The following is a 14,152-nucleotide window of genomic DNA, read 5'->3' on the forward strand; positions in this document are numbered from 1 at the left end:
ATGATGTTGAAGGATTAATTCATCGCTTTCAATTCATTCAGGAAATCAACAATATCTTGTCCAGAATAATCTGCCATTCCCATTGTTGTGTGTGCAATGTTTCCTTTCTTGTCTAAAATAACAGTTGTTGGTAACGAACCATTAAAAAACTCTGTCGGTATAGATGAATTTGGATAAACAACTGGTAACGAAAGTTTTTTACGTTCCATAAATTTCGCAACTTTATCACGTTTTCCTTCTACTTCAACTGTCAAGATCACGATGTCTTTGTCATCTTTTACTTTATCATATAGTTTTTGAATAGACGGCATTTCTGCAATACAAGGAGGACACCAAGTTGCCCAAAAATTCATAAAAACAACTTTACCTTTCAAATCTTCCATGTTTACAGCTTTTCCATCTGCATACACCATCTCGAATCTATAATTGGCTTCAGAAGTTGGTTGAGTTGATGTTTCAACTTTTTCTAATTTTGGTTCAAATAGTCCTAATTTCATCAAGCCTTGCTGCATCATTGCTTTAGCTTCAGGTACAAAAAGTAAGACTAAAGCTAGCGCTCCTACGATTATTGTTGAATAATTTCTTTTTAACATTGTTATAAATTTATTGTTTGTTCCCATTGTAATCCGCTTATATCGGTTAATACTACTTTGTGAATTTTATTTTCTATTTCAAAGTTCAAATTAGCTTTCGCTCCCAAAGGTAGCACCAAACTATGTTTATGTGGTGTAACTTTTGCTACATAATAGTTCGAAATTTGTTGTTGATCTAAACTAGCTAAATCTTTCATATCTAAGGTTTCTACGATTTCATTTTGATGATTATGAAAATCAATTCTGATCAAAAAAGAACCATAAACATCAGCGCCTTCTATCCGCATTACATCAAATGAAACCTTATTTTGATGTTGTTTTAAATTGGTTATTTCTACTTTTGGCTTTAACGATTTATTGTGTAAAGTTCCGTAAACGCCTCCATGAAAAACTTGATTTGTAAACAAAGTAACGAATAAAATGAAAAAACTAAAACCAATAAAATGTGGTGAGTATTTTTTATATGAGATAGAATTCCAATTCTTTTCTTGTTGAATAAATTGATTTTTATTGAAAAGATAATCCAACGAAATTTTTCCAGATCCAGCTTGCATCAAGGTAAATCCTCCAGCCAAACTTAAAACACCAATTTGCCATTCGTCCAAACAAGTTGTACCAATCCAACCCGAGCCAAGTAAAATTCCCATTGCTAAGAAAAATACTCCAATACTCATGATACGAGTTTTGTAGCCAAGGATTAAAAGTAAACCAACTACGCCTTCTATTATCGTGAAAATCCACATGTTCCACAGTAAAGCTTCGGGATTTTCGACTAAATATTGAATAAGCGGTTTGATGAAAAGAGCGTTTGGTAAAAAATGATTGAATTTTTCGCCAATATAGCCTGCAGCTTCCGGATCGAGTTTATTTTCTAAGATTAATCGCCTCCAAAAGGCAGAAAAGTACGTCCAACCAATGACTAATCGCAATGCCAAAACAGCATTACCCATTGATAAAACAGATTTATTTTGCATGAATATTTTATATAAGTTTTTGAATAATTGTTGTCTAATTAATTGTGAAAATTATGACAACAACGAATATTTCAATTGCTTATACAAAAGATAAAAAGGAATTTTAGGTGATTGAATTTCATTTGAATTGGAATCTTCTTCGATTAAAGAAGAGCGAGCAAATTGAATGAAATTAAAAGGTGTTTGTGGTAAATCAAATGTAGAAAAATCAAGTTGTTTTGTTGATTTCTTAATCGTTTCAAATTTAATTATTGAACACGAAGTTGATTTACTCTGAATTGTTTTGCTTTGAGAAGTTTTAGTTTGTTGAACATTTTCAACTTCCAAAATAGTATGAATAGAAGCCTTTATACTACATGGTGTAAGTAGTATAAAAATCGAAGAAATGATTAAAACGAGACTTCTAAAATTCATGAAACGAAACTAATCATAAATTCTCAATTAAAACCAATTTACAATTAAACTTTAAGAAATTATTAGAATTTCTATCTTTGTCTTGATGAAAGAGAAACCACTATTTTTTGTAATGATAATTCTAACGCTTTTACTTTTTGTTTTAAGTTTAAGTGTTGGGAAAGTTTCGATTTCTTTCTCCGAAATTTACAATGTACTTGTAGAAAATTCAGATGAAATAAACCACAATCTCGTGCTCAATTTTCGTTTGCCGAAATCGTTAACAGCATTATTGGTTGGTATTGCTTTGCCAATTTCAGGTTTTTTGATGCAAGAATTGTTCAAAAATCCTTTGGCAGAACCTTCTGTGTTGGGAATTACTTCGATGGCGAGTTTAGGCGTCGCTATTGTGATTTTTCTTTTTTCGATGATTGGTTTCGATGAATTTCTAAATAATCCTTGGATTACAATTATCGCTTCATTCATAGGAGCAATTATCGCTTTGTTGATGGTGATTTCACTTTCTTTTCGTGTCAAATCTTCTGCATCTTTAGTGATAATCGGATTTATGATTGCAGGTTTAGCTGGAGCATTAATAGGAATGATGCAATATTTCGCACCTTCTGATAAAATAAAAGCCTATTTAGTTTGGGGATTTGGCTCATTAAGCGGTTTATCTTGGGAACAAATAAGCGTTTTTGGATTATTTGTTTTGAGCGGAATTATTGTCTCATTGTTTACTTTACGTGGAATTACAGCTTTATTATTAGGTGAAAAATATGCGCAATCGTTAGGAATCAATATCAAAAAATTACGATTTACAATTCTTATTTCAACGGCACTACTTACGGCATCGGCAACAGCATTTGCAGGTCCAATTAGTTTTATTGGTCTTGCTGTGCCACACATTTGTAGAACGTTATTTCGAACTGGAGATATGAAAATTCTTTACCGATGGATTTTTGTTTCGGGTATATTTTTTATGTTATTCTTTTCGATTTTGACAGAGGTTTTTCCATTTGGAACTTTACCAATTAATATTATAACAGCCTTGTTTGGAGCACCGATTGTCATTAGTATTTTGTTGAATAATAAAAATGAAGTGCGATGAAGAATGAAGTGTTGAGATTAGAAAACCTTTCGGTTGGTTATGGTTCTAAAGAAATTGTTTCAACAATTGACGCTACAATACATTCAAATGAATTAATAGCTGTTTTAGGCAAGAATGGAGCAGGGAAATCAACGTTAATAAATTCGATTTTAGGTTTTCAGAAGAGTTTAAATGGTGAAATTTATTTGGAAAATAAGTCACTTAAAAAATTATCTTCTCAAGAAATTGCTCAAGAAATTGCGGTTGTTTTACCACGTTTGTCAATTGTTCCAAAAATTAAAGTTTCGGAATTGGTTGCAATGGGACGTTTGCCTTATCACAAAGTGTTGAAAAAGATTTCTATTGATGAACATAATTTGATTGATGAGGTTTTGGATTTGGTTGGTATTACAAATTTAGCAAATCAATTTGCGAATGAAATTAGCGAAGGTCAGTTGCAATTGGTGATGATTGCTCGTGCTTTGTGTCAAGATGCGAAATTGGTGATTTTGGATGAACCAACGTCTAATTTAGATTTAGCGAATCAATATAAAATATTCAATTTACTGAATGAATTAAAACTGAAAACTGATAAATCATTTTTAATGATTACGCATGAAGTTGATTTCGCGTTAGAAAAAGCGGATAAGATTTGGTGGATAGAAAAAGGTGATTTTTTTGAAGGAATTCCAGAACAAATAGCGTTTGAGCATCAAATTATTCAAAAATTATCCAACCAAAATTTAATTTATGATGATAAAAATAATCGATTTTCTACGCAAAAGAATTTTTCTAAGTCAATTGATGTAAAAGGGAATTCAGAATTAGCTTTTTGGGTGAAAAATGCGTTGATTCGAAATGGAATTTCTGTAGGAAATACTGCTGAAAATCATATTGAAATCACAGAAAATAACATCATCTTTGAAGGACAAAAGTTTGAATCGATAGAACAAATTGTAAATTTTGTGCAACAGTATGAAAAATATAATCGTAACGGGAGCGAGTAGAGGAATTGGTTTTGAATTAGCAAAACAACATTTGGAATTAGGTAATCGAGTGTTGACAGTTTCTCGAAATGTAGATAAATTAAAGGAATTAGAAGTTTTTGCAAAAGAAAATAACTATCAGTTTATAGGAATTGACTTGACAAATTTTGAGAAGATTTCAAAAATTTTAGAAGCAGTAGCTTCTTGGGAAAAAGTTGATATTTTATATAACAATGCAGGAATTTGTATTAATAAGCCTTTTGAAGAAATAAAAGAAGAAGATTTATTGACTTCTTGGCAAGTGAATTTTATGGCGCCATATCGTCTGATACAAGTTTTGATGCCGAAATTTGATACATCATCACATGTTGTAAATATTTCGACAATGGGAGCTGTACAAGGTTCTGTTAAATTTCCAGGATTATCAGTTTATTCATCTTCTAAATCAGCAACAGTTAATTTAACTGAATTGTTAGCGGAAGAATTGAAAGATCATGGTCCTCGAATTAACGCAGTTGCCTTGGGAGCTGTACAAACAGAAATGTTAGAAGAAGCATTCCCAGGTTATATTGCGCCTTTACAACCAAATGAAATGGCTGAGTATTTAGTTGATTTTGGATTGAACGGTTGGAAATATTTTAACGGAAAAATTCAACAAGCATCTATTTCTACCCCTTAGAATTAGAAGAATAAAAAAAATAAAAGTCGCTTTTCAGCGACTTTTTTAGTATATTGTAATTAAATCAACACTTTATGAGATACTTAATTACAATTTTAGCTTTGGTCGTTACAGTTATTAGCTGTAAAAAAACATCGAATTATCTGGTAAAATATAAATTCAATTTTGTTCCAGATTCTTTGAATAAATCGGATGTGAAATCAGATGAGATGATACTCCATACAAATAAATTTGGGTATGCATTTTTATCTAATGACTTGTTTACTTCTGACACAACTGGAGTAGATATTACTACGTTGATTAAAAACAATAAAGTTAGTAGTGATGGCCTATTGGGAACAAAAACTTCTCCGAATAATCATTTAAAATTGTATTTTAGAAAGGATTCTAATCTGTATTATATTAATTCTTCTGTGAATCGCTTGAATTATAGTTTTGAAGATAATGCTCCAGAAATTTCATGGAAATTATTAGACGAAGAAAAGGTAATTGATAATTATAAAGCAAAAAAAGCAACCACAAATTTATTTGGAAGAACTTGGGAAGCTTGGTATACAGAAGAAATTCCAGTTTCTTATGGACCGTATAAATTCCAAGGATTACCAGGTTTGATCTTAGATCTTCGAGATTCTGAAGGATTTTTTCATTTTGAGCCAATTAGTATAAAAGTGAATGAAGATGATTTCGAATATCCTATTTATAAAGATTTTAGTAAAACAAATTCGAATAAATCTGAATTTGTAAAATACATTAAAGAGTATAAAGAAAATCCAAAAGTTATTACTTCCAAAACGGGAGAAAATTTAAAGAATGATGTTGAAAAAAATCTTAAAAAGAAAGAAGAATTAGAGAAGCTAAATAACTCTATTGAAAGAGGTTTGCAATTTAATATCAAATAAATTTTTCAACCTGTTTTTCTCTTATACATTAATAGAAAATTCAACAAGCATCTATTTCTACACCTTAAAATGAGAAGAATAAAAAATACTAAAAGTCGCTTTTCAGCGACTTTTTTATTGATTAAAAACTCGTTTTCTAAAAATATACATCAACGGAAGACTGCGTAAAAACATCCAAATTCCGAAGGCAATCCAAATTCCGTAGATGTTTAAACCGAAATAGTCTGTGATGAAAATAGTTGGTAAAAAGCCCAAAAAAGTAGCGACAATTAAATTGTTTCGAAGCAGTTTTGCATCGCCCATTCCTTTGAAAAAACCATCAAAAATATAGGCAAGTGTGTTGATTGGTTGCATAATTAAAACCATCCAAAAAACAGAATTAAATACGTTTAAAACATTAGGATCTTGATTGAAAATTGTACCAATTTGATTGTAAAAGATGAAACAAATCGCAATTAAAATACACGCAATAAGAACTGAATATTTGGAAATATCTTTACTTAAAATCCAAAGTTTAGGATAGTTTCGTTCGCCTTGTAATCGTCCTGCCATCGCATTTCCTGCACCTGCATATCCATCAATAAAAAAAGAGAAAAACAACCAAATATTCATCAAAATGCTTTGCGCGGCGATATAATCTTTTCCATAATCTGTTGCGTAAGAATTGGCAAGAAAAAATGCGACATTAAGCGAAGCTGTACGTAAAATGAAATTGAAACTTAGGTTTACATATTTTTTGAAAAGTGGATGAAGAGTTTTTCCAGGATTTAAATCAAAAGATGTTTGGGTGAAATAGTAATAAAATGCCATTACAACCATAATAAATTGCGCTATTAGACTCGCATAAGCAGCGCCTTTGATATGTAAAGCAGGAATAAGTCCGTCAACTCCAAAAATTAAAATATAATCTAAAAAAACATGTACAAAAGCTGCTGTCAAACTGCATTTCATTGCCCAAATTGTGTTTTGCATTCCTCGAAATGCTCCAAAAAGTGTTAATGAAATAAGCGTCAGCGGAAAACCAAACGCTCTAATTTTATAATAATCGACAGAAAATTGTAGAACTAATCCTTTTGCATTGTAAAGTTCGAAAAGATTTTGAGCAAAAAAATAAGTTGGAATTAATATTAATAAGCTCAAAAAAACATTGAAATACAAGGCTTGAGGAACTAAGGTTTTTAAACTATCCAATTTATTTGCGCCAAGACTTTGAGAAACCAAAGACGAAATAGATGTTTTGGTTTGTGCAACAATCCAAATAATTCCAGAAAGAAACGAACCTACCAATCCTGTTGCAGCAAGCGCTTCAACCGAAAATTCTTTTACATTACCCACCATTGCAATATCGGTTAATGTAATTAAAGATTCTGCCACTCCCGCAAAAATTGCAGGAATAGCTAATTTATTGATTTGTTTGAAGGTAATTCTATCCGAAACCGAATTCATTTCGAGGGTTTATTTTTTGACGCGTTTGTACGGAGGTTTGTTTTTAATAAGCTGACTTAGCATAAATAAAGTAATTCCAACTAAAGTAAAATAGCTTAAAAGTGGTAAGCCAGGAATGTGATAGTCGTTGTATTTGAACATGAAAATACAAACTAAATAAGCAGCAAAAATTAGATAGTAGAATACTTTTTTAAACGATCCGTAAGTGAATTTTCCACGGATATATTCAATTAAATTAAAGAGAATTAAAACGAAATAAAATCCGAAAAAGATATAACGTAATGGATTTACAGGACGATCTGTTGTTCTGAAATTAACCATTAAGTTGTAATTATAAATACCGTTATAAATTAATAACAATAAGATAAGAACGATGATGATACGAAGTATTTTCATAAAATAGATACGATTAAAAAAAGCTGTTGAGAACAGCTTTTAGAAAATTATTTTTGAGGTTTAAAATCTAAAGATAGAGAATTGACACAGTAGCGTAAGCCGGTTTGTGTAGGACCATCATCAAAAACATGACCTAAATGACTTCCACAATTTCCACAAAGAATTTCTACTCTTGTCATTCCATGTGAAGAATCTACACGCTCTACAATTTTTCCGCTTTCAATTTCTTTATCAAAACTTGGCCAACCACAATGTCCGTCAAATTTAGATGCTGAAGAAAATAATTCTTCATTACAAGCAGCACAAGTATATACGCCATTCTCGAAATGCATATTGAATTTTCCTGTGAAAGGACGTTCTGTACCAGCTTCTCTTAATACATAATACTCTTCAGAAGAAAGTTCTTTTTTCCACTCTTCATCTGATTTATTTACTTTAAATTGAGGTTTCTCATTCATCGCAACTGTATTTTGTGGTTGTTCTACTTTTTTTTCATCTTTTTTATGTTGCGATTTACAAGAAGGTGTAAAGCTTATGAGTAACGCTACAACAAAAAAAGATGTATATTTTTTTAGGCAATCCATTGATTATATTTTTCAAAAGCTTGTCTGATTTCTTCTTCAGTACAAACTACATCATAACGACAGTGTCCAATTTTATTAATCAAACTAAAGTTGATTGAATTATTTTGGTTCTTTTTGTCGTGTTTCATCCATTCCATTAAATTAGGGAAAATTTTCATGTCGATTGTATTTAATGCATACATTGACGAAAAACTTTCGCAAACTTCTTCTAAATCAGCTTTAGAAATTAATTCTTGATCATAACTAAGGAATGTCTCAATAATCATTCCGATAACAATTGCTTCTCCATGTAAAAGAGGAAAATCTGTTTCTAAAGATTCACTTTCTATAGCATGACCAATTGTGTGACCAAAATTTAAAATCTTACGTTCGCCTTTTTCGTATGGATCATTGTCAACAACATTTTCTTTGATATGAATAGAATCCATGATAAATGGTGCCAAAGCTTCGGCATCATGTGAAGGTAATTGAACCAAGTTGTCCCAATGATCACGATTTTTAATTAAACCATGTTTCAACATTTCTGCTAATCCTGATTTTACTTGACGTTGTTCTAATGTCAATAAAAATTTTGGATCAACTAAAACCATTTCAGGTTGAGTAAATGTACCAACCATATTTTTCATACCTTCCAAATCAATTCCATTTTTACCTCCTGCAGATGCATCAACTTGAGATAATAACGTTGTAGGAATGTTTATAAACTTTATTCCACGCTTGAAAGTAGAAGCCATAAAACCTCCCATATCAGTTAAAACTCCTCCACCAACATTAATCACTAATGAATGGCGATCAGCACCTAATTCACTAAGAGCTAACCAAAGATTTTGTACGGTATCAATGTTTTTGTTTTCTTCTCCAGAGTCAATTTCAAGAATTTCGTAAGCAGAAATATTGTCCAAATCGGCTAATAATAGTGGTAAACAATGCACATGTGTGTTTTCATCTACCAAGAAAAAGATAGAAGAAAAAGAGTTTTTTGCAAGGTAATCGTCTAAAATATATGCGATTGAACCAAAATGAATCGGAGCTGATTTCAAAATGAAAAATGTTTTTTAAAATGTGCCTAAAATTACGGCGACCTTTTTACATCAACCAAATATTTTGACTGATTTATTTTAGTTGTTGTGTTGAGAGAATCTATATTGATCGTATGGAGTTATAAAATAATTATTTTTAAATTTGCACAAATTCATAGATCAATGAACATAGTTCTTTTTGATGGCGAAGAATATGAAGATTTTTTGCCCCTAACATTTACAAGACCAATTGCAGCCCTTAGAATGGGGATTTTAAGTTTTGCAGAACGTTGGGAAAAAATACTAAACACAGAGGTTTCATACCAAACCAAACCTTATTTGCAAGAAAAATTTCCTGCAAAAATCCAAACCGAAAACATATTTATCAACCCAACTTTTTTTCCGAACGAAAAATTAATTGAAGCGATAAAAAATTTGCAACCCAACCAAACCCTACTTTTTGATAATCATCTTGTAGCAGTTAAATCAACTGAAAATACTCCTCAACTTACAGCAGATACTATTCAATTCGAACATGAAGTTATTCATCTGCAATATTCTTGGGATATGTTTACATACAATTTTCAAGCAATAGAATTTGATTTTGATTTAGTAACAAAAGGAAGAACTTCTCAACCAATATCAACGACGAACCAAGTTTTATCTCCAGAGAATATATTTATTGAAGAAGGAGCTAAGGTTGAATTTTCGATATTAAATGCTTCTGAAGGTCCTATATATATAGGGAAAGATGCTGAGATTATGGAAGGTTCTATGATTAGAGGTGGATTAGCTTTATGCGAGCATGCAACTGTAAAAATGGGTGCAAAAATATATCCTGGAACAACAATAGGTCCTTACAGTAAAGTTTGTGGAGAATTGAGTAATGTTGTTTTAATTGGTTACACAAACAAAGGACACGACGGATATTTAGGGAATTCTGTTCTTGGAGAATGGTGTAATTTAGGTGCAGGAACAAATAATTCGAATCTGAAAAATAATTACGATATTGTAAAAATATGGAGTTACAGAGAAAAACGATTTGTAAAAACAGGTTTGCAGTTTTGTGGCGTAATTATGGGCGATCATGGAAAGGCTGCAATTAATACCCAAATAAATACTGGTACAGTTGTTGGAGTTTGTGCAAACATTTTTCAAGCAGGTTTTCCACCAAACGTTGTAAAACACTATAGCTGGGGAGGAAGTTCAGATGCGCCAGTTTATAATTTAGATCGTGCTTGTGAAGCAGCAGAGCGAATGATGAAGAGAAGAAAAATTGATTTTACAGCTGCTGACAAAAGAATTTTAGAACATATTTTTAATTTAAATAATAACTAATTTGATAAAGAGTAAATACTAAGAATTTTAGCTAAAAATTGTAATATGATTAATTTTACGTGTTAATCTTTTAACAATTAATTAAAAAATCCTTAATTTTGCTTTTTGTTAGAAAAGAATATTTGTGAAATGACTGGTAAATATAAAAACGTTTTAGAGTTAATTGGAGATACTCCATTAGTTCAATTAAACAGAATTAACCAAGACATTCCAGGCGAAGTTTATGCAAAGTTAGAATGTTACAATCCTGGACATTCAACAAAAGACAGAATAGCTTTACATATTATAGAAGAGGCTGAAAAAAATGGTCTATTAAAACCTGGTGCTACTATTGTAGAAACAACTTCAGGTAACACTGGATTTGCTGTAGCTATGGTTGCTATCGTAAAAGGGTACAAATGTATCTTAGCGGTATCGGATAAAACAAAAGCAGAAAAAATTTCATTTTTAAAAGCGATGGGTGCAAAAGTATTTTTATGCCCTGCAAATGTACCTGCTGATGATCCAAGATCATACTACGAAGTAGCAAAACGTATTGCTGCGGAAACGCCAAATTCTCTTTATATTAATCAATATTTTAATCAAGGGAATACAGAAGCTCACTATTTAACAACAGGTCCTGAAATCTGGAAACAAACAGAAGGAAAGATTACTCACCTTATTGGTTGTACAGGTACAGGAGGAACTTTGACAGGTAGTGCACGTTATATAAAAGAACAAAACCCTGATGTGAAAATCATCGGAGTTGATGCATATGGATCAATCTTGAAAGGTTATCATGAAACTGGAAAGGTAGATCAAAATGATATTTATCCATATAGAATCGAAGGAATGGGAAAAAACTTAGTTCCTGGTGCTTTAGATTTTGAAATGGTAGATAAATTTATAAAAGTAACAGACGAAGAATCTGCTTATCGCACACGCGAAATTGCTTTGAAAGAAGGAATTATGGCAGGATATACTTCTGGAGCTGCTACTCAAGCATACAAACAATTGGCTGAAGAAGGAGAATTTGACGAAAATTCTTTGGTAATTATCTTATACCCAGACCATGGATCACGCTATATGACAAAAGTATTTAGCGATGACTGGATGGCTGAGGAAGGTTTTACAAATAGCAGACTCAATGGTTTAGAAGCACGTGCAACTGTTGAAAGAATCAAATAAAACGTATATTTGTAAAAAATTAAATAATAAAGTAGGTAGTGTTAGTTCACTTTCTACTTTTTTTCAATTAATAAAAAATTAAACTAAAATAAAATGGACATTTTTGAACGTTTAAAACAAAACCCTGGACCATTAGGTCAATTCGCTGATTATGGTGAAGGTTATTATGTTTTTCCACAATTAAAAGGAGAAATCGGACCAGTAATGGAATTCCAAGGTAAAAAAGTAATTACTTGGTCAATCAATAACTATTTAGGTTTAGCTAACCATCCAGAAGTTCGTAAAGCTGATGCTGATGCGGCTGCTGAATATGGTATGGCTTATCCAATGGGAGCTCGCGCAATGTCTGGACAAACAGATTTTCACGCACAATTAGAGCAAGAATTGGCTGATTTTGTTCAAAAAGAGTCTGCTTATTTAATGAATTTCGGATATCAAGGAATGGTATCTACAATTGATGCTTTAGTGTCTAAAAACGATGTAATCGTTTATGATGCTGAATGTCATGCTTGTATCGTTGATGGTGTTCGTTTACACTTTGGTAAACGTTTTATTTATCAACACAATAACATCGAAAGTTTTGAAAAAACAATTATTCGTGCACGTAAATTAGCTGACAAACAAGGAGGTGGAATTTTAGTGATTACAGAAGGTGTTTTCGGAATGACAGGTAAGCAAGGTATTTTAAAAGAAATCGCTGCTTACAAAGACGAATACAAATTCCGTTTATTAGTTGATGATGCGCATGGTTTTGGTACTTTAGGTAAAACTGGAGCTGGAGCTGGAGAAGAGCAAGGTTGTCAAGATGCAATTGATATCTATTTCTCTACTTTCGCAAAATCTATGGCTGGTTTTGGAGCTTTTATCGCTGGAAATAAAGATATTATCCGTATTTTAAAATATAACTTACGTTCTCAAATTTTTGCGAAATCATTGACAATGCCAATGGTAATCGGAGGTTTAAAACGTCTTGAATTATTACGTAATCATCCAGAGCTTAAAGATAAGTTATGGCATAATGTAGAAAAAATTCAGAAAGGTTTACAAGAAAGAGGATTTGATATTGGTGGATCTGATACATGTGTTACACCAATCGTTTTAAATGGTTCTCCTATCGAAGCAACTGTTTTAGCGAAAGAAATGCGCGAAGAGTACGGAATTTTTGTTTCTGTAGTAGTTTATCCAGTTATTCCAAAAGGAATGATTATCTTCCGTATTATTCCAACTGCTGCTCACGAAGACGAACACATCGAATATACGTTAAACTCATTTGCTGAGATTAAAGATAAATTGGCAGATGGTTATTACAAAAGAAAAGCTGAAGAATTGAATGTAGATTTCGTTCAATACTAAAATATAATTCAATCAGAATTTTTAAAACCCTAAGCTAAAAGTTTAGGGTTTTTTTGTTTGCAATTGTGTTTAAAAGTTAAACGTTTTAATCCCTAATAAGAATTTTTGATTTACTATATTTGTTACAATTTAATACACACAAACACACAACAATTTTAATTATGAAAATTCACAATTTTAGTGCAGGGCCTTGCATTTTACCACAAGTCGTTTTCGAAAAAATGGCACAAGCTTGTATCGATTTTAATAATTCAGGAACATCTATTTTAGAGATTTCACATCGTCGTAAAGATGCGGTAGAAGTTATTGATACAGCAAGAGCTTTGGTAAAAGAATTAATGCATGTTCCAGAATCGCATGATGTTCTATTTATGCAAGGAGGAGCTTCTCTACAATTTCCTACGGTAGCTTATAATCTTTTGAAAGAAGGAGGAAAAGCAGCGTATACACAAACGGGAAAATGGGCAGAAAATGCTATTAAAGAAGCAAAACGATTTGGAGAAATAGAAGTGATTGCTTCTTCAAAAGATAAAAACTATAATTATATTCCGAAAGGATATACGATTCCAACTGATGTAGATTATTTTCACTGTACATCTAATAATACAATTTTTGGAACTCAAATGAAAGAGTTTCCAAATTCGCCAGTTCCTATGGTTTGTGATATGTCTTCAGATATCTTATCGCGCGATATTGATGTTTCTAAATTTGGAGTAATCTATGCCGGAGCTCAAAAGAATATGGGACCTGCAGGTTCTGCTGTAGCCATTGTTCAGAAAGACTTATTAGGAAAAACAGGACGTAATATTCCAGATTATTTAAATTATGATGTTCACATCAAAAAAGAATCTTCATTTAATACTTGGCCAGTAATTGCAATTTACGGTGTCATGTTAAATTTACAATGGTTAAAAGAACAAGGAGGAGTAGAAGCGATTGCAAAAATTAATACTGCAAAAGCAGATGCAATGTATGCAGAGATTGATCGTAATGGCTTGTTCACAGGAACTGCTGCAACAGAAGATCGTTCTCAGATGAATGCTACTTTTGTGTTAAACAACGAAGATTTTAAAGCAGATTTTGATGCTATGTTAAAAGAAGCTGGAGTTGTTTCGTTAGCAGGACATCGTGATGTTGGAGGTTATCGTGCATCAATGTACAACGCTTTACCACTAGAATCTGTTCAAGTTTTGGTAGAAGTTATGAAACAATTTGAACAAAAATTTGGATAAAAA

At 31.8% G+C, this 14,152-nt stretch carries 15 protein-coding genes; 8 read left to right on the top strand and 7 right to left on the bottom strand.

Going from position 1 to position 14,152, the window contains the following annotated elements:
- Positions 1-14: 14 nt before the first annotated feature.
- The 3 genes from AC2I98_RS14515 to AC2I98_RS14525 are packed head-to-tail and all read right to left on the bottom strand — an operon-like array spanning position 15 to position 1,981.
- Positions 15-593, bottom strand: a complete 579-nt coding sequence (locus tag AC2I98_RS14515; protein WP_486412355.1) for a TlpA family protein disulfide reductase — start codon at positions 591-593, stop codon at positions 15-17.
- A 2-nt stretch (positions 594-595) separates the two neighbouring features.
- Entirely contained in the window at positions 596-1,567 is a 972-nt protein-coding gene (locus AC2I98_RS14520) for a TQO small subunit DoxD (RefSeq protein ID WP_486412356.1), read from the bottom strand.
- Positions 1,568-1,618: 51 nt separating this feature from the next.
- Positions 1,619-1,981 carry a hypothetical protein gene (locus AC2I98_RS14525; RefSeq protein ID WP_486412357.1) on the bottom strand — a complete coding sequence of 121 codons (363 nt, stop codon included), beginning with the start codon at positions 1,979-1,981 and terminating at the stop codon, positions 1,619-1,621.
- Between the two features lie 112 nt (positions 1,982-2,093).
- Here AC2I98_RS14525 and AC2I98_RS14530 point away from each other — a divergent pair, with 112 nt between their 5' ends.
- The 4 genes from AC2I98_RS14530 to AC2I98_RS14545 all read left to right on the top strand — a co-directional run bounded on the left by AC2I98_RS14530 (position 2,094) and on the right by AC2I98_RS14545 (position 5,614).
- Positions 2,094-3,071 (top strand): FecCD family ABC transporter permease, encoded by a 978-nt coding sequence (locus AC2I98_RS14530; protein WP_486412358.1) that lies wholly within the window; start codon positions 2,094-2,096, stop codon positions 3,069-3,071.
- Positions 3,068-4,057, top strand: coding sequence for an ABC transporter ATP-binding protein (locus tag AC2I98_RS14535; RefSeq protein WP_486412359.1), 990 nt, complete (start codon positions 3,068-3,070; stop codon positions 4,055-4,057). Before AC2I98_RS14530 ends, AC2I98_RS14535 begins: the two co-directional genes overlap by 4 nt.
- The gene (locus AC2I98_RS14540; protein ID WP_486412360.1) at positions 4,026-4,715 is read left to right on the top strand and encodes an SDR family NAD(P)-dependent oxidoreductase; all 690 of its coding nucleotides are present in this window, start codon (positions 4,026-4,028) and stop codon (positions 4,713-4,715) included. Before AC2I98_RS14535 ends, AC2I98_RS14540 begins: the two co-directional genes overlap by 32 nt.
- Before the next feature lie 74 nt (positions 4,716-4,789).
- On the top strand, positions 4,790-5,614 hold the full coding sequence (locus AC2I98_RS14545) for a GLPGLI family protein (RefSeq protein ID WP_486412361.1): 825 nt from the start codon (positions 4,790-4,792) through the stop codon (positions 5,612-5,614).
- Between the two features lie 114 nt (positions 5,615-5,728).
- Here AC2I98_RS14545 and AC2I98_RS14550 read toward each other — a convergent pair whose 3' ends face one another.
- From AC2I98_RS14550 to aroB, 4 genes are read right to left on the bottom strand one after another with little or no spacing between them, the layout of a single operon-like run.
- Positions 5,729-7,060, bottom strand: coding sequence for an MATE family efflux transporter (locus AC2I98_RS14550; protein ID WP_486412362.1), 1,332 nt, complete (start codon positions 7,058-7,060; stop codon positions 5,729-5,731).
- Positions 7,061-7,069: 9 nt separating this feature from the next.
- On the bottom strand, positions 7,070-7,456 hold the full coding sequence (locus AC2I98_RS14555) for a hypothetical protein (RefSeq protein WP_486412363.1): 387 nt from the start codon (positions 7,454-7,456) through the stop codon (positions 7,070-7,072).
- Positions 7,457-7,503: 47 nt separating this feature from the next.
- Entirely contained in the window at positions 7,504-8,040 is a 537-nt protein-coding gene (gene msrB, locus AC2I98_RS14560; RefSeq protein WP_486412364.1) for a peptide-methionine (R)-S-oxide reductase MsrB, read from the bottom strand.
- The gene (aroB, locus tag AC2I98_RS14565) at positions 8,028-9,080 is read right to left on the bottom strand and encodes a 3-dehydroquinate synthase (RefSeq protein ID WP_486412365.1); all 1,053 of its coding nucleotides are present in this window, start codon (positions 9,078-9,080) and stop codon (positions 8,028-8,030) included. Before aroB ends, msrB begins: the two co-directional genes overlap by 13 nt.
- Positions 9,081-9,242: 162 nt before the next feature.
- Between aroB and AC2I98_RS14570 the strand changes: the two genes are divergently transcribed.
- The 4 genes from AC2I98_RS14570 to serC all read left to right on the top strand — a co-directional run bounded on the left by AC2I98_RS14570 (position 9,243) and on the right by serC (position 14,149).
- On the top strand, positions 9,243-10,397 hold the full coding sequence (locus tag AC2I98_RS14570; RefSeq protein ID WP_486412366.1) for a GlmU family protein: 1,155 nt from the start codon (positions 9,243-9,245) through the stop codon (positions 10,395-10,397).
- Positions 10,398-10,526: 129 nt separating this feature from the next.
- A complete protein-coding gene (locus AC2I98_RS14575; protein WP_486412367.1) occupies positions 10,527-11,564 on the top strand; it encodes a PLP-dependent cysteine synthase family protein in 1,038 nt (345 codons plus the stop codon).
- A 93-nt stretch (positions 11,565-11,657) separates the two neighbouring features.
- Entirely contained in the window at positions 11,658-12,917 is a 1,260-nt protein-coding gene (locus AC2I98_RS14580) for an aminotransferase class I/II-fold pyridoxal phosphate-dependent enzyme (protein ID WP_486412368.1), read from the top strand.
- 161 nt (positions 12,918-13,078) lie between these two features.
- Positions 13,079-14,149 carry a 3-phosphoserine/phosphohydroxythreonine transaminase gene (gene serC / locus AC2I98_RS14585; protein WP_486412369.1) on the top strand — a complete coding sequence of 357 codons (1,071 nt, stop codon included), beginning with the start codon at positions 13,079-13,081 and terminating at the stop codon, positions 14,147-14,149.
- The last annotated feature ends 3 nt before the right edge of the window (positions 14,150-14,152 follow it).

Source organism: Empedobacter sp. EJD.6dd (genome assembly GCF_057369435.1).

Coding starts and splice junctions, on each gene's coding strand:
- AC2I98_RS14575 (WP_486412367.1), top strand. CDS start 10,527: ATGACTGGTAAATATAAAAACGTTTTAGAGTTAATTGGAGATACTCCA.
- AC2I98_RS14545 (WP_486412361.1), top strand. CDS start 4,790: ATGAGATACTTAATTACAATTTTAGCTTTGGTCGTTACAGTTATTAGC.
- AC2I98_RS14570 (WP_486412366.1), top strand. CDS start 9,243: ATGAACATAGTTCTTTTTGATGGCGAAGAATATGAAGATTTTTTGCCC.
- AC2I98_RS14540 (WP_486412360.1), top strand. CDS start 4,026: ATGAAAAATATAATCGTAACGGGAGCGAGTAGAGGAATTGGTTTTGAA.
- AC2I98_RS14520 (WP_486412356.1), bottom strand. CDS start 1,567: ATGCAAAATAAATCTGTTTTATCAATGGGTAATGCTGTTTTGGCATTG.
- AC2I98_RS14555 (WP_486412363.1), bottom strand. CDS start 7,456: ATGAAAATACTTCGTATCATCATCGTTCTTATCTTATTGTTATTAATT.
- AC2I98_RS14525 (WP_486412357.1), bottom strand. CDS start 1,981: ATGAATTTTAGAAGTCTCGTTTTAATCATTTCTTCGATTTTTATACTA.
- AC2I98_RS14550 (WP_486412362.1), bottom strand. CDS start 7,060: ATGAATTCGGTTTCGGATAGAATTACCTTCAAACAAATCAATAAATTA.
- AC2I98_RS14530 (WP_486412358.1), top strand. CDS start 2,094: ATGATAATTCTAACGCTTTTACTTTTTGTTTTAAGTTTAAGTGTTGGG.
- AC2I98_RS14515 (WP_486412355.1), bottom strand. CDS start 593: ATGTTAAAAAGAAATTATTCAACAATAATCGTAGGAGCGCTAGCTTTA.
- msrB (WP_486412364.1), bottom strand. CDS start 8,040: ATGGATTGCCTAAAAAAATATACATCTTTTTTTGTTGTAGCGTTACTC.
- AC2I98_RS14580 (WP_486412368.1), top strand. CDS start 11,658: ATGGACATTTTTGAACGTTTAAAACAAAACCCTGGACCATTAGGTCAA.
- AC2I98_RS14535 (WP_486412359.1), top strand. CDS start 3,068: ATGAAGAATGAAGTGTTGAGATTAGAAAACCTTTCGGTTGGTTATGGT.
- serC (WP_486412369.1), top strand. CDS start 13,079: ATGAAAATTCACAATTTTAGTGCAGGGCCTTGCATTTTACCACAAGTC.